The sequence below is a fragment of the Dehalococcoidia bacterium genome (genome assembly GCA_028711995.1).
Lineage (GTDB): Bacteria > Chloroflexota > Dehalococcoidia > SZUA-161 > SpSt-899 > JAQTRE01.
Map to the genome: position 1 here is coordinate 21,978 of JAQTRE010000015.1, position 17,950 is coordinate 39,927.

Consider the following 17,950-nt stretch of genomic DNA (forward strand, 5'->3'; position numbering starts at 1 on the left):
CCTCAAGGCGCGTTGCCAGAACTTCCTTTTGATGCGATAATCTGTCTTAATAACGCATCAGGCTGTCCGTGAAGATGAAACCTCTGATTATCGGCATTGGCGAACTCCTCTGGGATATGCTCCCCCAAGGCAAACAGTTAGGTGGGGCACCTGCTAATTTTGCCTATCACGCTCAGGAACTCGGTGGCAAAAGCATGGTCGTTTCCTGCGTCGGGGCAGACGATGATGGGCGGCAGATACTCCATCGATTCGATACGCTTTCTTTGAATTACAATTTTATCTCCATTGATACGGATCATCCCACAGGGGTAATCGATATCAAGATCGACACGCAAGGCAAGCCGACCTACACGATTCATGAAAACGTAGCGTGGGACTTCATCCCCCAAACACCCCGCTCGGTGGAACTGGCCGAAAAGGCAGATTGCATCTGCTTTGGAACGCTGGCGCAACGCTCGGAGGTTTCCCAGTCCACCATCCAGGCTTTTCTGAAACAGGCTTCCAAAGCGCCCGTCCGTGTTTTCGATATCAATCTGCGCCAGTCTTTCTTTTCGCGGGAGGTGATTGAAGCCTCTCTGGTGCTGTCCAATATTCTCAAGCTCAATGATGAAGAGATGGCCATCATCGCGCCGATGTTTTCTCTCCAAGGCAGCGAACCGGCCCTTCTGGCCGAACTGGCGCGAAGGTATCATCTCCGCCTGATTGCGCTCACCAGGGGGAAAAACGGCAGCGTTCTTTATTCGAACGGACGAACATCGATTCACCCCGGTTACAGGGTTGAAGTAGCCGATACGGTGGGGGCGGGTGATGCGTTTACAGCAGCACTGGCGATAGGCATACTGGAAGAGCACGACATGGATGCCATTAACGACCATGCCAATCGGGTGGCTGCTTATGTCTGCTCGCAGCCGGGGGCTACCCCGCGGCTGCCTGCTGAACTACGCTTGATCTCATAAGAAGAGGAGCAAATATGGGCAAGAGAAGACCTGGACCATCACGACCGCGACTATGAAGTGGTAATTGCGGTGCGGGCGGTGAAATCGAACGGGCAGTGACCGCATATCATGTATTTGATGAGGTGAACAACGATGAGATATACCGAAGCAAAGACCGGCAGAATATTCATCATCCGGCTGGAAGATGGCGAAAAGTTGCCCGGCGACATCGAAGACTTTGCCGCCAGGAATAATGTTCTCCGCGGCATGTGCATCCTCATCGGGGGAATCAAGGATGGGGGGAACATCGTTGTTGGGCCGGAAGATGGGGATGTGTTGCCGCCGGTGCCGATGCTCTTTGGACTGGCCGGGGTCCATGAAGTCGCCGGAGTGGGCACCCTCTTCCCCAATAAAGAGGGAAAGCCCGTTCTTCATATGCATGCGGCGCTGGGCCGCGAAGGACAAACGAGGGCAGGTTGTATCCGGCCGGGAGTGGAAGTGTGGCAAGTAGGAGAAGTCATCCTGCTGGAACTTGTCGATAACACCGCGCAGCGATTGAAGGATGCTGCCACCGGATTTGATCTACTTGAGCCTTAAAGAGGTGAAGGTTTCCTCCTTCCGGGGGTTTGGGGAGCCTGTCCTGAGCTTGACGAAGGATGTCCCCCAAAAATCTAGAAATTCCCCCAACAAGTGGGGGCCAGGGGGCTGAGTCAGACGATTTCAACACTCCCTATTGCAAGGCTACTCCACAGATAGAAACCAGGGAAGCGTTTGCCTCATCAGCAGGGCAGTGAGCATATCCGAGAGATTCTCCCTTGCTCTCACCCAGGACACGCAGGGCCAGATATATCGGCGCCAGGCCACAGATTCGCCGCTGGTCTTTCTCTTCTTTGATCCGGGCAAAGAAGCCTTCGGCATCCGCGGAACACATCGCTTCAATGAGCCTACCATCAGACGCGGTTGCTCTGGCGCGCCCCGGCGTGTCGATGGGATAATGATCTCCAAACGCCGGTCCCATATGAGCCAGATCCGCTGCTGCCACCACCAGAGTTCGACGCCATTTTGACGCTTCTCGCAAGGTCTCAACAACTGCGTCAATCGCCTCATCTTGACTCGGGCCAGCACTCTTGCCCATGAACTGCTCGAATGAACCGCAAAGAATGGGCACCAGTTTCGGACTCTTATCCCCCAGAAAATAGTGAAGCCAGATCAGCGCCAGCTCAATCGAGTGTTCGTGGCGATGATGCAGTTCATCCTGAAAAGCACCTTCGCCGCCTATGGCATCTGCAAGCCTGCTAACGATATCCCCATCGGTGGGCAAAATTCCCCAGGGCGTTGAGTAATTCTGCTGAGTGAGTGTAAACTGATTCCACCCGCCGACATGATCCGTGCCGAAGATGATTACCATCTCACTGTTCGCAATCGATTGGGCGGCATTGCTCCACACCTGAGCATAAACCGGCCCGCCCCGCTGGAAATCGATGTGCGGGCTTATCACGCCTCTGATGGGGACGGATATCCCCTCTTTCTGTTTGACCGGAACGGCCTCGACATATTGCCTCAGCAGGGCTCTCAACCCCTCTGGATCGGAAGGATAACCTCCTCCTGCCAGTGACGGTGGCCGGCAAGGCGCCATCCGAAACGCCTGCCGCGCAGCATCACATGCTTGCGCGAACCGCTCGTTGTCCAGGAGAAAGGCTTCATCAAGATGGGAAAGGATTTGCTCCAGGGTCGACCCACTCAGAGGGATACCCGTTCGGAGTTCAAAACCTTTCTGCAGAGTGCCCATATCTCGTGTGCCATCGCAAAGGCCCAGGAGAACGGCCAGCGCTTGTGGGACGGCAACCGTTCCTTCAGTCAACCGCAGGGGATCTCCCAGCAGAATATATGGAACGCCATCATGCTCGATAAGGTGCGGTTGTACGGCTCTGAGTTTTGGTTTCATAGGTCCTTCTTGCTTCTCGGATCAGACTTTTGGCATTCTCTCTGGCATGGTGTGAGAGAAATATCAGGTATGGCTGATATTCTACAGCATTGGCTGAAAAACGGGAACTCTTTGAGCAGAGCATTGCGGACAGCCTGCTCTGGGGCTGCCCATCAGGCAGTCTTTTCTAATCCCAAAATGAGCCCGAAAGGGTCATAATAATCGTTTCTTTCTTTGTGCACAGTGTGAATAGGTGGATAAACCGATGAACCCCCGATTCAGAGTCCCCGTCCATCATATCCGGATATTCTCTCAAAGAAATCGGGCCGTGCTTTCACCCTCCTTTGGGTAAATTCATTATCGCTCATTTTAGCGACCATCGCATCAAGTCTGGCAAAGGTTACTCCCGGAGTCAGATAATCTTGTGCCCCAGGCAACGATTTCAACTTCTCATAAGGGGTCATCATTCCCCTCCAAAAATCGCTCGATCTGTTCGGTTGTCTGCATACTTCTGTCATCCTTGATCAGCCGCATGGTCCCGATCATAAACGAGCTGCTCAAAATCGTTAAGGCTCATCTTGTGTTGGAAGAAACTCAGGCTTGACTTGAATTCAGTCAGGATTTAATATGGATTCATAGGAGAACGAAATGCCAATCTACGAATATCGCTGCCCCGGTTGCAGTAACCGATTTGACCTCTTACGGTCCTTCAGCCAGGCCGATGAAGCCGTCAAATGCCCCAAGTGCGGCAAGAAGGCTAAAAGACTCGTTTCATCTTTCGCGTCCTTCTCAAAAGGTGCCGGCGGAGAATCGACTCCCATTGGCGGAGGCAGTTCCTGTGGGAGTTGCGCGTCTTCCAGCTGCTCCACCTGAGGAGGTTAAAACAAAGGATACAGTCTGTGTCCACTCACCAAGCCACTCCCGAGAGAATTCAATCACCCTGCTGAAGATCGCGTCAACGGCAAACTGAGAGCCATTCGATCAAGTGAATGGCTCCTTCACTTCAAAAGGCCCCATGCAAGTGAGCATTCTGGGATCCCCGGACGTCTTTAAGGTGGAGCAAAGAACGCAAGGAGGTTGCAGGATGAAAGCGAAAGTTTCTCAGGGGATCATTCTTCTGATGATCCTGGCACTGTTAATGGGGGCGTGCTCAAACTCCGGGAATGATGAAAATAGCCCCACGGCAGCAACTCAGAAAGAAAGCCAGAACATCGCGGAACAGTTCGTGAAGAACAGCCCCACGTTTGCCTTCGATGGCATCCTCGAAGCCCTGAAGCTGACAGACACCCTCACACTCCGATGTCCTTCTTGCTGGACTTTCGTTTTTGAGTTCGATAGCCGACATGCCGGCTACGGAAATAGAACAGGGCAAATACTCGCGCAAGTCATTACCCTGCACACAGCAACGATCACCGTAGTACAGGGAGAAGTCACACAAGCCAACCTGGACGAGAAATGGGATATGATCGAGCAGAAGGAAATCACTTCCGTCGTTGGCGGGCCCTGCAAATATACGGACATCCCCGGAACGGCACGAATCACATCGATCAAAGACGCCGACCCGAACAGCGCCAACTGCAACGATGCGGTGGAGGTGATTTTCGATTTCACCCCTGATTCCCCATCTGCCATCGATACATACAGCTTCCCCAACTGGAAGGATACCAATCAAAGCCTTACCTTCGGCGGCGGAATGAACCCATCAAGGGAATGGGTTGAGAAACAAGGGCTAAAAGAGGGCAGTGAGCTTGCCTGCATCCGATCAGAGATCACAGAGGGAACGTGCACGCCGGTGATCTTCTCATTCCCGACTATCAATTTCGAGGGATGGCAAGACGACTGCTATGAAAACGAATCTGGCGAGCAGGTGGCTGTGGATACCAGCTTTTCAGGCAAAGAAATCAAGGTGAAGGTTGGCCAATTGATACTAGTGGCTCTGGCATCTAACCAAACCACCGGGTTTAAATGGGAATTGATCTCCAACAGCGATGAGGAAGTCCTGCAAAAGACCAGCTACAGATACGAAGGACCAAAGACAACCGAGCCGCCCGCGCTTGGGGCTGGAGGCAAAGAAGTTTGGACCTTCAAAGCACTCAAGGAAGGCACAAGCACCATTTCCATGGCTTACAGCCGACCCTGGGAGAGCGTGCCTCCGGCCGAGACGTTCGTTTTGCCGATACAGGTCGGCCCGCAAGAGTCAGGAGAAGTAGGTAAAACAGAGATAATATCTCAAGTGAAAGGGGACAGCGCCTTCGCCTTCGACCTCTATCAACTGCTCAGCAAAGACGAAGGGAATCTCTTCTACTCTCCGTACAGCATCTCACTGGCACTGGCAATGACCTACGCCGGCGCTCGCTCTCAGACGGAGCAACAGATGGCGGACACGCTTCACTTTATCCTCTCACAGGAAAATTTGCCTCCGGCCTTCAAATCTCTGGCTCTCGAACTTGCCAGGCGGGGGCAGAGCGCCCAGGGCAAGGACGGAGAGGGTTTCAGACTAAACATCGTCAATGCCATCTGGGGACAAGAAGGCTATCAGTTCCTCGCCCAATATCTCAATACCCTGGAAAACAACTATGGCGCCGGACTGAGGCCACTCGATTTCGAGAACGCGCCGGAGGAATCTCGCATCACCATCAACAACTGGGCCAGTAATCAGACGGAAGGCCGAATCAAAGACCTCATCCCGCAAGGCGTCATCGATATTCTGACCCGGTTGGTGCTCACCAATGCAGTCGACTTCAATGCCGCGTGGCAACATCCGTTCGTTGAAACCGCAACCAGCAACGGAGCATTTCATCTGCTCGATGGCAAGGAAGTCTCCGTGCCAATGATGCGGCAAGCCGAATCCTTAGGCTACACCAGCGGCGAGGGATATCAAGCAGTTGAACTTCCTTATGATGGCCATGAACTCTCGATGGTGATACTGCTTCCCGATACCGGCAACTTCAAGGCATTTGAAGCCTCTCTGAGCGCCGAGAGTGCGGAAACGATTTTGGATGATCTCGCATACCGGAAGGTGGCCCTGACCCTGCCGAAGTTCACCTTCGATTCAAGCTTTGGCCTCTCAAAAACCCTCGCCGATATGGGAATGCCGGATGCCTTCGATCCGTCCTCTGCCGACTTCTCAGGCATGGATGGCAGCCGGGACCTCTACATCAAGACCGTAATCCATAAGGCATTCATATCTGTGGACGAAGCTGGCACCGAAGCTGCTGCTGCCACTGCCGTGGTGGTAGGAGTTACCTCTATCGAAACCGATCCGCCCATTCAGGTTACCGTTGATCGCCCGTTCATCTTCTTGATTCGCGATATCGAGACGGGAACGATTCTATTCCTCGGGCACGTGATAAACCCTGCTGCGTGAGCGGAACAGGCGCGGAGGAGGGCGTCACAAAATCAGATTTTGTGACGCCCTCCTCCATTTTCTCAGATAATACCAGGCCCCACCGCCAAGAAGGCTGGCCTCCACCACTATCGCTACAATCAGCAAGATCGCAGCATCCCGGAAGAACGCCTCCGGGAACATCATGATCAGGTAATCTTCGGAAGGATCGAGCTGCCACAGATCGTTGCTGAAGCTGGTCTGATGAAACGTCAGAAAGAGGCCGTCAAAATCGATTGCCGCCCATATTCCCAAGAAGGCCAATGCCCCCAGCGTGAACACCCCTCCAAAGAAAACCAGTTGCATCAACCGGGGCAAGAATGATCTCTTCCACCTGACGAATCCGACGACGATATAGCCCAGCATATAAACCAAAGTGATCCACTGGATAGTATAGAACAGCCGAATCAATCCCTTGACATCGCGGAGATGGTCGAGCTCTTTCTGGTTGAATAAATCGAACTGGTCGCCATCCGCAGTCACCTGGACCTGGGGAGACTCTCTTGATCCATTGAAATAGCCGATCAATCCTCGGGCCGCCTTCTTCAACTCAGGCCTCTCCAGTCCCGTCGCTTCTTCGGCATGATATCTGTCGAATCCGTATTCATAAAGGCGCAGAAAGCTGACTTCGGCCCGCAGGTTGAATCCAAGCAGCAAGAGGGGAAAACAAAGCACGAACAGGCAGGCGGCGATTTTCTCAAGAGTCATCATCAGTGTATCCGTATGGTAGAGAGACCATCGTTGCTTGTCAAGCATCGCAGCTTGCAGTTATAATCTCCATGACATGGAAGAAGACCTCGGAACGTTTGACGCCTTTCGTCGCATTATCACCAGGCTGCGCGCCCCCGATGGCTGCCCCTGGGACCGCAAGCAGACCCATGATTCGCTCAAACCCTATTTGATCGAAGAAGCTTACGAACTGCTTGAGGCCATTGAAACCCAGGACTCTCATAAGATATGTGAAGAACTGGGCGACCTCCTGCTGCAAATCGGATTGCACACCCAGATCGCAGAAGAACGCGGCGATTTCGAAATGGCAGACGTTCTCAGACAAATCAACGAAAAGCTCGTCCGCAGGCATCCTCACGTCTTTGGCAACGTTGAGGTATCCGGCCCGGAGGAGGTTTCGCTCAACTGGGAAGAGATCAAGCGTTCAGAGGGGAAATCTCCCAAATCACTTCTGGATGGCATTCCCAGGGATATCCCCGCTCTGGCATACAGTCAGATCATCCAGCAGCGTGCAGCTCGGGTAGGCTTCGACTGGAATGAGATCGAAGGTGTTCTGGATAAGGTGACCGAGGAGATTGAGGAGATCAGGCAAGCTGAAACACAACAGGAAAGAGCAGCGGAGTTCGGAGATTTGATCTTCGCTCTGGCCAATGCTGCCCGATGGCTCCAGATCGACCTCGAAAGCGCCCTTAGAGGATCGAATGAGCGCTTCTCCAGACGGTTTGCTTATATGGAAAATCTGAGTCGAAAGCGAGGCATTTCTATGAACGGGCTCTCCATCGAAGCGCTGGATGCTCTCTGGAACGAGGCCAAGAAAGCGCTCGCGGATGCCTGACCTCTAGCCTACTTTGATCGTGATCCCGATCGGGCAGTGATCGGAGCCCATCACCTCGGGCATAATAAACGCGCTGGAAACCGCCGGCAGCAGATTTTCCGTCACGAAGAAGTAATCGATCCTCCACCCTACGTTTCTCTGCCGCGCCCCCGATTTCAAATCCCACCAGGTGTACTGATTAGGCTCCCGGTTGAACTGGCGAAAAGTGTCCACATAACCGTGTGAGACGAACTTATCCATCCAGGCCCGCTCCATCGGTAAGAAGCCGGAAACTTTCTCATTCACTTTCGGTCTGGCCAGATCGATCTCTTTATGGGCAGTGTTCACATCACCGCAGATCACCAGCTTTTTGCCTGCCACCTTGAGAGAGTCTGCATATTGGAGAAAATCATCGTAGAAATCCATTTTGTATTTCAGACGTTCCTCACCTTGCTTTCCGTTCGGGAAATAGATGTTCAGCAGAGTGAACTCAGCATATTCAGCAATCAGGACCCGCCCCTCCAAATCCAGCGCCGTGCCGCTCCAGCCGGGCTGAACATTGATAGGCTTCTGCCGGGAAAAGATGGCCACGCCGCTGTAGCCTTTGCGCTCCGGGAAATTCCAGTACGCGGAGCAGCCTGAAGGAGCGCGCAGGTCGGGGGTTAATTGATCGGGATGCGCCTTTGTTTCCTGAAGACACAACACGTCAGGAGCTTGGATGTGCAACCATTCCAGCAGGCCTTTATCCTTCGCCGCCCGGATGCCGTTGACATTCCAGCTCAGCAGCTTCATTTCCCTCATAACCAATTCCACCTTTGCTTCCCTGCGAAACAGCAGGACGATGAATAGAGCCTACAAAATTCCCTCTGGGACGTCAAGTGCCCTTTGCTACCTCTTGATGATGCGCACTCCAATTGATATACTTATACCCGCTGGCCGAGATGTGGTCTTAAGCTCTATTAACATTGGCTCTATTATGAAGTGAAGGAAGGAGAAGGAAAATGAAGAAGCTGATCTATCTAATCCTGGTGCTGGCACTCGCCCTAAGCGTCTCAGGGCTAGCCGCCTGTGGCGGCGATGATGAAGACAATGGCGACACCCCTCAGGCCACTCAGCAAGGCGAGCCAACCGCGACCAAAACCGAAGCGGCCGCTGCAACGACGCCAACCGCAACGAAAACAACAACTGCAACACAAAAACCATCTGGCGACAGCAGTGAACTCGGCGACGTTGTCTCAATGGACGAGCTGAAGAGTTACAAGATGCACATGGTAATGAGTTCTCCCATGGGTGGCGGCGATATCACAACGGACATGGAAGTGGTCAATGATCCGCCACCGAAAGCGACGCATACAGTGATGGATATGGGAATGGGTACCACGGAGATTATCACCATCGGGAATACCACCTGGACGAAGATGATGGGCATGGGCTGGATGGAAAGCACAACAGAGGAATCCAGCGTCCAGGAACCGACAGACATCGCCGATTACATCGATATGGATAGCGATGTAAACTATCAGGGTAAGGAAAAGGTGAACGGCGTCAACTGCAAGCACTATGAAGTTGAGACGAATATGACTGTCGACACTTCCAGCTTCCAGGAAGGGGTATCCGGAGAGGTTACGGCCTCTTTCAAAGGGGAGGTCTGGGTAGCTGACGAAAGCGGAATGCCCAAGGTCATGATTCGACAGGTAGGAACCACAGAAATGGAAATGCCTGCACCCATCGGAAAGATATCCATGGATATGGCAACGGATATCACCGAAATCAATGGGGCATTCACCATATCCCCACCTCCGGCCGATGAGATCACGCAAATGCCGGATATGGGCGACTTTACACCGCCAGAGGGATTGGACGATTTTGAGATGCCGTGTCCCGATTTCGAACTGGGCAGTCCGGAATGGTTGGACTGCATGGGCATGGGCGGATAATTAAAACATAGCCGTCAGTCGTTCAAAGGGGGGTGGAGTATCATACTTCAACATGATACTCCACCCTCTTCTTTCATCTCAATCTGGAGAGCCGCTGGTAATTTGACAGGGAAAACCCCTAAGCCTGATGGAGCTTCTGCTGAACCGATCGAACCTTCTCCTCCATCATGGCGAGCTTGTCTCGCCGATCATCGATGCGGATCGAGGTCAGAACCCGCTTCACATCCTCATCGAACACGCTCTCATGCATTTGCCGGATCAAGGTCAGCACCTGATCCAGATCGCCCTCAAGGACGGTTCCCATCGGCGTAAGCTCAACCTTCACCCCTTTCTGCTTCTCTGCTACTTTGAGAGCACGGGCCACATAGTCGCTAACCGAAGGGGAACCGGTTCCTAATGGAACAACGCTCACACTGACAATGGCCATGGGTGTCACCTCCGTGAAATTATGCGTTATGTAATCTGTGATCAAGAGGTGCAGGATTCCTCCTGCCGGGGGTTCGGGGGTGTCCCCCGAATTCCTTAAACTTCCCCCAAGAATGGGGGCCAGGGGGTTGATAAAAACTCAATCAGAGCTTTCCTAATCCAGCGGGAGTTGCGTCAAGTCCGAGATCAGATAGTGAGGGTTCTGTCTTTGAAGCCGCCAGCGCGGATGATAGCTCCGATCCCTGACAATGGCTGTGGCCAGCGTATGGGCCGCTTTGGCAGCCACCAGGTCCTCTTCCATATCCCCAACATACATCGCTTCCTGCGGCCTCACGCCGAGTTTGCCGAGCGCCGCCAGAATGGGCTTGGGAGAGGGCTTTTGCTCATCACAATCCTCTTGCCCGACAATGGCCGTGAAATATCTTTCGAGGTCGAACTTCCTCAGATGTTCCCGCAAGAATACTGAGGGTATGTTTGAAGCCACCCCAAGCGCCATCCGCCTGCTTTGAAGCTCCTCCAAAACGCCAATAACCTCGGGGAAGATGCTGACCAAAGGCGCATATCGTGGATAGAACTCGCGGAATTTGAGATCTATCTCTGAGACCAGATGCGCCGGAACCCCGTTATCTCTGTGGAACTGGGGAACGGGCAGTTTGAACTTCTCTCTGAACTCCTCCAGAGTATCGAAGCCATCCAGTCCAATGGTATGATAGGCATCGCAATTAGCTTTCCAGACAACGTGAATATCATCCAGAAGCGTTCCGCTGATATCGAAGATGACCGCTTTAACCCCGTTCATAAGCCCATTATATCATTTTTGACCGGATACCTGATTGTTCAGGCCTCCGGTCAGTCGATGTTCAACTCATGCTTGAGTTCCCGTTCCATGAGAGCGCGGACAGCCTGCCTCACTTCAATCCCTTCGAACAGTACCCGGTAAACCTGTGTCGCGATCGGCATCTCGACCCCCAATTTGCCCGCCAACTCCAAGGCCGCCACCGTCGTATCCACTCCTTCAGCAATGCCGCTCATCGAAGAGAGTACCTCTTCCAGCTCTCGTCCCTTGGCCAGCTCCTGCCCCACAAAGCGATTTCGACTGAGCTGACTGGTGCAGGTGGCCACCAAATCCCCCATGCCTGCAAGTCCAGAGAAGGTGAGAGGATTGGCCCCCGCCGCTACACCTAATCGAGCGATCTCCATCAGGCCCCGGGTGATCAGAGCGGCACGGGTGTTATCACCATAACCCAATCCATCGGACATGCCAACCGCCAGGGCCACCACATTCTTGAGAGCGCCTCCGAGTTCGACCCCGATGACGTCGGCATTGGTATAGGCCCTGAAGTTGGAAGAGGATATGATCCGTTGGATAGCACTGGCCACCTCCAAATTCGCTGAGGCCACCACCGTGGCCGTCGGCAAGCTCTGCACAACTTCCTGGGCAAAGTTGGGACCGGAGAGAATTGCGATCCGATCAGCAAATACGGAAGGAAGCTCTTCAGTAATAACCTCGGACATGCGCATGGTTGTCTCGATCTCAATTCCCTTGGCCAGGCTCAGCAGAAGCGTTTTCTCCCAAAGATGGTCTCTGATCAGCCCCAGATTGGCCCGCATCGCTTGTGCCGGCACACCAAGAACAGTCAATTCCGCCTCATCCAGAGCTTCCCCGGCAGAGGCCGTGACCCACAGATTTTCCGGAAACATGACCGAGGGTAAATGAGCCTTGTTCTGGGAATCCCTATTAATCTGGGCAGCTTCTGCTTCGGTTCGCGCCCAGAGAACAACATCCAACCCTTTCCGGGCCAGCATAATCCCCAGGGTGGTTCCCCAACCGGTGGTCCCGACAACAGCGACCTTGGGACTCATCGTTTTTCTCCCTTCTGCCCCAGCTTGTGTTCGGTGCCGGCTCTCAGGTTAGCGATATTATCCCGATGCCGATAGACAATCAAGATGGTGACGATCACGCAATAGATTAAATATTCCGCCGGCTGATTTCCCGTGACGACGAAGGGTATCAGAATCGGAATGGAACTGAAAGAGCCGGTCATCGATCCGACGGAGACGTATCGTGTAATCAAGATCACCACCAGACCAATCGCCAGACTGGCGAACCCGATCCAGGGAGACATGGCAATCAGCCCACCGACTGATGTATCAACACCCTTACCTCCCTTGAATTTGAGGTAGACCGGCCAGTTATGCCCCAGCACTGCCGCCAGCGCCCCCATCACCTGGCCAACGGCCATATGATCTCCGCCGATAATTTTCCCGCCGAGCCAGGCAGCCAGCGTCCCCTTCACGATATCGAGAACAAATGTGGCCAGCCCGGCTTTGGCTCCACACGTACGGAAAACATTGGCGAACCCGATGTTGCCGCTGCCATATTCGCGGACGTCAATGCCACGAGTCAGCTTGCCGATGAGAAGACCAAAGGGAATAGCCCCCAGGAGATATCCGATGAGAATAATGATCGCCGAATCGAAAGCCATTTATTCCTCGACAGAGTCTTTCTGGCCCGGTTGCCAATCCGATATCTTTTTCTTAAACACCAGCCTCAGAGGACTCCCGGCAAAACCAAAGGCATCGCGCAGGCTGTTCTCCAGATACCGTCGATAGGAAAAGTGAACAAAAGCCGGGTTGCTGACGGCAAAGACAAACGTGGGAGGAATTACATCCGCCTGGATTACCTTTTTGAAATAGAAGTTCTTTTTCGTCATCGGGGGATGACTCTCCACCGCGCGGGCAATGACCTCTTTCAGCTCATTGGGATCGATACGCCTGGTTCTCCCCCGGCTGATCTCCTCGGCTTTGGGCAGGATATGCTCCACTCCGAATCCTGTTTTGGCCGAGACAAAAAGCACCGGGGCATAGTGCAGAAACCGGAGGTTCTTTTGCACTTCCAGGAGGCAATCCTTCTTCGTCGAGCCCAGATTATCGGCCAGATCCCATTTGTTGACTACGATGAGTATCCCCTTGAAGGCTTCCCGGATATATCCGCCAACATGGGCATCCTGCTCTTTCACCATGTCAGCAACATCGAGAACCAGCAGGCACACATCCGCCCGTTCAATCGATCTCAGCGCCCGCATCACGCTGTAAGTCTCTATTCCCTGCGCGATCCGGCCCCGCCTTCGAATACCTGCCGTATCGATGAAAAGAGCGCGTCGACCGTCCCGTTCCACTATGGTATCCACAGAATCACGAGTAGTCCCCGGCACATCGCTGACGATCATCCGGTCCTGCCCCAGCAGCGTATTGAGGAGCATCGATTTCCCCACATTGGGTCGGCCGAGAATGGAGATCGTCATCATATCGGCGTCATAAGGAGAAGCCGGAGAAGGGGGGAGACTGGCGGTGACTCTGTCCATCAGTATATCTATGTTTATATCGTGATAAGCACTGATCGTAATCGGATCATTTAAAGGCATCTCGTGGAACTCGAATGCCTGCCTGGAGCGTTGCTCGTTATCGCACTTGTTGACCGCCAGAACCACCGGTTTCTCCGATCGCCTCAGCCTTTCCGCAATTTCCTTATCCGGTATGGTGACCCCATTCTTGGCATCCACCAGCATGATGATGGCATCGGCTTCCGCGACGGCAATTTCAACCTGATTCCTGACCCTGTCGCTCATATCTGAGCTGGGGTCCAACTCCAATCCGCCCGTATCGACGAGAGTAAAAGCCTGATCTCTCCAGATGATATCCGAATAAAGCCGATCGCGTGTGGTCCCCGGAAGGTCCTCGACCACGGCCAGGCGCTTGCCCGCGAGCCGATTGAAAAGGGTGGATTTCCCCACGTTCGGTCTGCCGACGATGGCGATGATGGGTTTAGTCACAGTGTTCTACCTCTCGCCTATTCTATCATATCCAAAGAATCGAACACTATCTTTCAGAGGAAGCTGAAACCGGTGATTCACGCCCGGCAGGAAGGATTCTGAGCCTATTTTCGAATCGGCCTTGACAGATCTACCGGATGCGTCTACATTTAGCTCAGACTGATTGACTGACAACCACCGTGCACATTCAGCATCTGAGCCTGACAAACTTCCGCAATTACGTTCGGCTGGAACTCGATCTCCCGCCGGATATCTCCGTGTTTCACGGGGCCAACGCTCAGGGGAAAACCACTCTTCTGGAATCTGTTTGCTTTCTGGCCACCACCCGGTTCTCCCGGCCCGTTGCCGAAAGGGAAATCATCAACTGGAACGCAACAAACGAAAAGATGCCCTTCGCACGCCTTTCCGCCAATGTCCAGAGGAACTCGCGCACTATTAAGCTAGACATAGTCCTGCAACCACGGGCGGCCGTCAAAAACGAACAGGGGCTCCTCATTGCGCCGATGCAAAAACGTATTCGCGTCAACGGTGTGGCTCAGCGCGCAGCCGATCTGATGGGTCAGTTAAACATGGTCATGTTCAGCCCGCGGGACATTGACCTCATCGATGGAGAGCCTTCCTTGCGCCGCAGATACCTGGATATGACCAACTCCCAGGTAGACCCTCACTATCTGAGAGCACTGCAGCGATACAGCAAGGTGCTGGCGCGACGCAATCACCTCTTGCGGCAAATCGCAGCACACCAGGCCAGACCCGATGAACTCGCCTTCTGGAATCAGGAGATGATATCGACGGGGTCCTACATCATCTATCAGCGAGAGCGAGCCATCTCAGAGCTGAATGACCTGGCCAATCCGATCAACGAGCAACTCAGCGGGGGTCGGGAAAAACTCAAGATGAAGTATCGCCGGAGCATCGATGCGAGTACTACCGAATTCGCCTCTCTCGGAGATGTGGATCAGGCTTTCCGCAAAGCGATCACAGAAGCTTATCCCAAAGAACTGGCTCGCGGTATTTCGCTGGTAGGACCGCATCGAGATGATATGGAATTCCAGGTCAATGAAGTGGACATGGGTCCCTATGGTTCTCGCGGACAGCAGCGGACCATCGCGCTGGCACTCAAGCTGGCAGAGGTCAAGTTCATGCTGGCCCAGACCGGCGAAACGCCGGTGCTGCTCCTGGACGATGTACTCTCGGAACTCGATTCCGAAAGGCGTCGGCACCTGCTGGAATCGGTTGGCTCTTATCAGCAGGTGCTGATCACCACCACGGATCTGGATCGTTTCCCTCCGGATTTCCTGGCCGGGGCAAACCAATTCATTGTCGAGAACGGCCAGATAAGAAATCGGTAGAAAGAGAATCTCATCTCTCAGGTGGGTCGGGATCTCGTTTCTCCCTACTCGTTGCAGAGGCTCGATTCAGGACGAACCCCTTCGGCGCTGATGCCGCGGACATAGTAGTCGGGATCGTTGAGGAAGTTGAGGAATACGGTGACAAACGCCACCGCCGACTCGATCATCAAAGGCTTATCTTTATAGAGGATGGTCAGTTGTTTCTTCCGGGCCTTGGCGTCCGGTTGATCGAAGACAGACATCAGAAGCCCATCCAGACGATGGCCCGCGGCCGGGGGAGTCACCACATCCAGATTGCCCGATTGCGCGTACGTCATCGTTTCCATCAGAAGCTCCCGGAAGGTTGAAACCGCCGTCTCGTGATATCCGAAAACATGCAGCGCTATCCTCTGGGCTTCCTTCATGCTGGCTTTGGCAAGGGTATTGAATATCTCCTGGCTGACGGGATCGCCGGTGGCTGCCTTTTTCTGCCTGATGAGCGACATCAACATGATATTCTTGAATAGCTGGTAGAGACGTTGAGCGCCGTTCAAAATTACGGTCGGCTGGTGGGGTCTCTCGGGTCGATATCCGCGATAAGTGTTGGTATACAGCATCTGAAACACATTTTCGAAGAAATCCACTCCCTGCAGGGGGTCTTCCAGGTCAATACGCATGTCAAAGGTGTTGTCCAACCGGTCCGCCAGCTTGACTCTCACTACTTCGGGGGCATTGCTGGCCTGATCGAGCAAACGACCAATGTACTGGTAGTAGGTCTCACCGGGCTCTTTGGTCAACCATTGCAGATGCTCCCGCAAACACATCTGGTGACCTTCCGGTATCTCCATCAAAAAGGACTGAAATTGCTTATCCAGTTTGATCCAGTTTGAGTTCTTGAACTGGCTAGGCCGGACATCCTCGAAGTTGTCATGAAGGAGGCAAGTCATCAAATCCAGCAGCTCTACTTTTTTGGATGCATGGGATAGCAGTGCCGTTGACCTGAGCGGATGTAACACCGAGAAAGGCCCCAGATCACGCTTTCTCCTCCCGTAAACCTGGTGGAGGTAATCGCACACATGCAGCAACACGTCCTGATCATGGCTGGATACAGACTTCCCCGGCAACATTATGGCAATGATATTGTCCCAGTTCACCCGCTTGGCGCTCAACTGGTAATTCAATACCGCAGAGAGCTTCAAAAAATCTGCCAGGTCATACGATTGCATCGATCTCTCTCCCTTTCCCCGTGAGCAACTGAGTTGATGATCCGTTACATAACCATATCACAATCGTCCTACCCGCTGCCAGGGGTAATCATGGATAAGAACTTCTCCAGAGGCATCGCTTGTAAGAGAGGATACATCGCCCCCTTGCCATACACCTTGATAATGGCCTCATGGTCCGGCCTTCGGTAGGCAGCGCAGCAATCTTCCAGCAGGATCGCCCGGAAATCATGGGCCACGCCATCCAGCACTGTGGTCAACACACAAACCGGTGTACTGATTCCGGCCACCGCTATGGTATCCACATCCATGCTTTGCAGCATACGGTCAAGATTCGTGCCCATGAAGGCGCTCATTCGGCGCTTGGGCAGAATGATATCGGTCTTCTGTGGTCCGAGCTCGGCAATAACCTCGGCGCCCTCGGTTCCCATGACGCAATGAGGCGCGCGTTTCATCTCCCGAAACATGAAATCATCGGGCAGGAAGCTATCGTTGGCGAAGATCACGGGCAAGCCTTTCTCCCTGGCCGCCGCCAGCAGGCGCTGAACGTTCGGGATGATCTTTCGGCCCTCTTCCCCGATGCTGAAACGGCAGCCCACGTCCAGAGTATCCTTGAGCATATCCACCACAATGACGGCTGTTTTCGGCATCGGCTCCCCCCGGACAGAAATTCGCTGATGAACCATCGGTTCTTGACCAAGTAGACCTGTAAGCCGAGTTCTGTATTCTTCCGAAGAAGAACGGTGACCATCTATCTAGCCGCGCCGTTACCGACGCGGTCGTGCAGCCAACCCGAGGACAGGCCAGGCACCTATCGTCCTCCTATTCGGCCTTGCTCCAGATGGGGTTTACCCGCCATCCACCTCGCGATGGACGCGGTGAGCTCTTACCTCACCATTTCACCCTTACCCCGAACGAGTCGAGGCGGTATGTTTCTGTGGCACTTTCCGCAGGTCACCCTGCCTGGGTGTTACCCAGCACCCTGCCCGGAGGAGCTCGGACTTTCCTCTCCGATGCCGGAAACCCGGCACCAGAGCGGCCACCCGGTCTACTTGGTCAATTCACTTTCAAAGATAGCTCAGTAGCCCGATTTTAGCAAGTATCAACAGCGCCTGCCCTTCTCCCTCTTTCGGTCATTCCCGACCTGATCGGAAATCCAAAAGTCTCATCCCCCATCTGGATTCCCGTTTCCACGGGAATGACAGCTGCGTTGCGCTATTGGTCATTCCGGGATTGCCCGGTATCCGTTGTCGTTACGGCCAGTTTCCAGAACAATCTGGCTCACTAGTCTTTTCTAATCCAAAAATGAGCCTGAAAGGGTCATAATAATCGTTTCTTTCTTTTTGCTACTTTTTCTTTCTTTGTGAACAGTGTGGACATGTGGATAACCCCATAAGCCTCAGATTCTGCCAA

At 53.5% G+C, this 17,950-nt stretch carries 18 protein-coding genes and 1 other RNA gene; 7 read left to right on the forward strand and 12 right to left on the reverse strand.

All coding sequences use genetic code 11. The features are described 5' to 3' along the window. The first annotated feature begins 74 nt into the window (after positions 1 to 74). A complete protein-coding gene (locus tag PHV74_04095; protein MDD5093547.1) occupies positions 75 to 956 on the forward strand; it encodes a carbohydrate kinase in 882 nt (293 codons plus the stop codon). A gap of 132 nt (positions 957 to 1,088) precedes the next feature. Beyond that, positions 1,089 to 1,532, forward strand: a complete 444-nt coding sequence (locus PHV74_04100) for a DNA-binding protein (GenBank protein MDD5093548.1) — start codon at positions 1,089 to 1,091, stop codon at positions 1,530 to 1,532. Positions 1,533 to 1,665: 133 nt separating this feature from the next. On the opposite strand, the gene amrB is transcribed toward PHV74_04100, so the two are convergent. After that, positions 1,666 to 2,880, reverse strand: a complete 1,215-nt coding sequence (gene amrB / locus PHV74_04105) for an AmmeMemoRadiSam system protein B (protein MDD5093549.1) — start codon at positions 2,878 to 2,880, stop codon at positions 1,666 to 1,668. 257 nt (positions 2,881 to 3,137) lie between these two features. Next, positions 3,138 to 3,326: a hypothetical protein gene (locus tag PHV74_04110; protein ID MDD5093550.1), complete on the reverse strand. Its 189-nt coding sequence runs from the start codon at positions 3,324 to 3,326 to the stop codon at positions 3,138 to 3,140. A 181-nt stretch (positions 3,327 to 3,507) separates the two neighbouring features. Between PHV74_04110 and PHV74_04115 the strand changes: the two genes are divergently transcribed. Together PHV74_04115 and PHV74_04120 are read left to right on the forward strand one after the other, a co-directional pair. Continuing rightward, positions 3,508 to 3,732: a zinc ribbon domain-containing protein gene (locus tag PHV74_04115; protein MDD5093551.1), complete on the forward strand. Its 225-nt coding sequence runs from the start codon at positions 3,508 to 3,510 to the stop codon at positions 3,730 to 3,732. Between the two features lie 211 nt (positions 3,733 to 3,943). After that, positions 3,944 to 6,226 carry a serpin family protein gene (locus PHV74_04120; protein ID MDD5093552.1) on the forward strand — a complete coding sequence of 761 codons (2,283 nt, stop codon included), beginning with the start codon at positions 3,944 to 3,946 and terminating at the stop codon, positions 6,224 to 6,226. Positions 6,227 to 6,250: 24 nt separating this feature from the next. Here PHV74_04120 and PHV74_04125 read toward each other — a convergent pair whose 3' ends face one another. Further along, complete coding sequence (locus PHV74_04125) at positions 6,251 to 7,000, reverse strand: TIGR01906 family membrane protein (protein ID MDD5093553.1); 750 nt, start codon at positions 6,998 to 7,000, stop codon at positions 6,251 to 6,253. Between the two features lie 28 nt (positions 7,001 to 7,028). Between PHV74_04125 and mazG the strand changes: the two genes are divergently transcribed. Next, a complete protein-coding gene (gene mazG, locus PHV74_04130) occupies positions 7,029 to 7,808 on the forward strand; it encodes a nucleoside triphosphate pyrophosphohydrolase (protein MDD5093554.1) in 780 nt (259 codons plus the stop codon). A 3-nt stretch (positions 7,809 to 7,811) separates the two neighbouring features. On the opposite strand, the gene PHV74_04135 is transcribed toward mazG, so the two are convergent. Then, positions 7,812 to 8,588 carry an exodeoxyribonuclease III gene (locus PHV74_04135; protein MDD5093555.1) on the reverse strand — a complete coding sequence of 259 codons (777 nt, stop codon included), beginning with the start codon at positions 8,586 to 8,588 and terminating at the stop codon, positions 7,812 to 7,814. Positions 8,589 to 8,788: 200 nt separating this feature from the next. On the opposite strand from PHV74_04135, the gene PHV74_04140 reads away from it, so the two are divergent. Beyond that, positions 8,789 to 9,724, forward strand: a complete 936-nt coding sequence (locus PHV74_04140; GenBank protein ID MDD5093556.1) for a hypothetical protein — start codon at positions 8,789 to 8,791, stop codon at positions 9,722 to 9,724. A 118-nt stretch (positions 9,725 to 9,842) separates the two neighbouring features. On the opposite strand, the gene PHV74_04145 is transcribed toward PHV74_04140, so the two are convergent. The 5 genes from PHV74_04145 to der all read right to left on the reverse strand — a co-directional run bounded on the left by PHV74_04145 (position 9,843) and on the right by der (position 13,983). After that, positions 9,843 to 10,151, reverse strand: a complete 309-nt coding sequence (locus tag PHV74_04145; protein ID MDD5093557.1) for an MTH1187 family thiamine-binding protein — start codon at positions 10,149 to 10,151, stop codon at positions 9,843 to 9,845. 153 nt (positions 10,152 to 10,304) lie between these two features. After that, on the reverse strand, positions 10,305 to 10,949 hold the full coding sequence (locus PHV74_04150) for an HAD family hydrolase (GenBank protein ID MDD5093558.1): 645 nt from the start codon (positions 10,947 to 10,949) through the stop codon (positions 10,305 to 10,307). Between the two features lie 50 nt (positions 10,950 to 10,999). Beyond that, entirely contained in the window at positions 11,000 to 12,013 is a 1,014-nt protein-coding gene (locus PHV74_04155) for an NAD(P)-dependent glycerol-3-phosphate dehydrogenase (GenBank protein ID MDD5093559.1), read from the reverse strand. Then, positions 12,010 to 12,636 carry a glycerol-3-phosphate 1-O-acyltransferase PlsY gene (gene plsY, locus PHV74_04160; GenBank protein MDD5093560.1) on the reverse strand — a complete coding sequence of 209 codons (627 nt, stop codon included), beginning with the start codon at positions 12,634 to 12,636 and terminating at the stop codon, positions 12,010 to 12,012. The genes PHV74_04155 and plsY overlap by 4 nt, the downstream gene beginning before the upstream one ends. Next, complete coding sequence (gene der / locus PHV74_04165) at positions 12,637 to 13,983, reverse strand: ribosome biogenesis GTPase Der (GenBank protein ID MDD5093561.1); 1,347 nt, start codon at positions 13,981 to 13,983, stop codon at positions 12,637 to 12,639. 179 nt (positions 13,984 to 14,162) lie between these two features. Between der and recF the strand changes: the two genes are divergently transcribed. Continuing rightward, complete coding sequence (gene recF / locus PHV74_04170; protein ID MDD5093562.1) at positions 14,163 to 15,335, forward strand: DNA replication/repair protein RecF; 1,173 nt, start codon at positions 14,163 to 14,165, stop codon at positions 15,333 to 15,335. Positions 15,336 to 15,379: 44 nt separating this feature from the next. Here recF and PHV74_04175 read toward each other — a convergent pair whose 3' ends face one another. The 3 genes from PHV74_04175 to rnpB all read right to left on the reverse strand — a co-directional run bounded on the left by PHV74_04175 (position 15,380) and on the right by rnpB (position 17,592). Then, positions 15,380 to 16,540 carry a hypothetical protein gene (locus PHV74_04175; GenBank protein ID MDD5093563.1) on the reverse strand — a complete coding sequence of 387 codons (1,161 nt, stop codon included), beginning with the start codon at positions 16,538 to 16,540 and terminating at the stop codon, positions 15,380 to 15,382. 68 nt (positions 16,541 to 16,608) lie between these two features. After that, on the reverse strand, positions 16,609 to 17,187 hold the full coding sequence (locus tag PHV74_04180) for a cysteine hydrolase (GenBank protein MDD5093564.1): 579 nt from the start codon (positions 17,185 to 17,187) through the stop codon (positions 16,609 to 16,611). Positions 17,188 to 17,230: 43 nt separating this feature from the next. Beyond that, positions 17,231 to 17,592: RNase P RNA component class A (gene rnpB, locus PHV74_04185), an RNA gene on the reverse strand. Between the last annotated feature and the right edge of the window lie 358 nt (positions 17,593 to 17,950).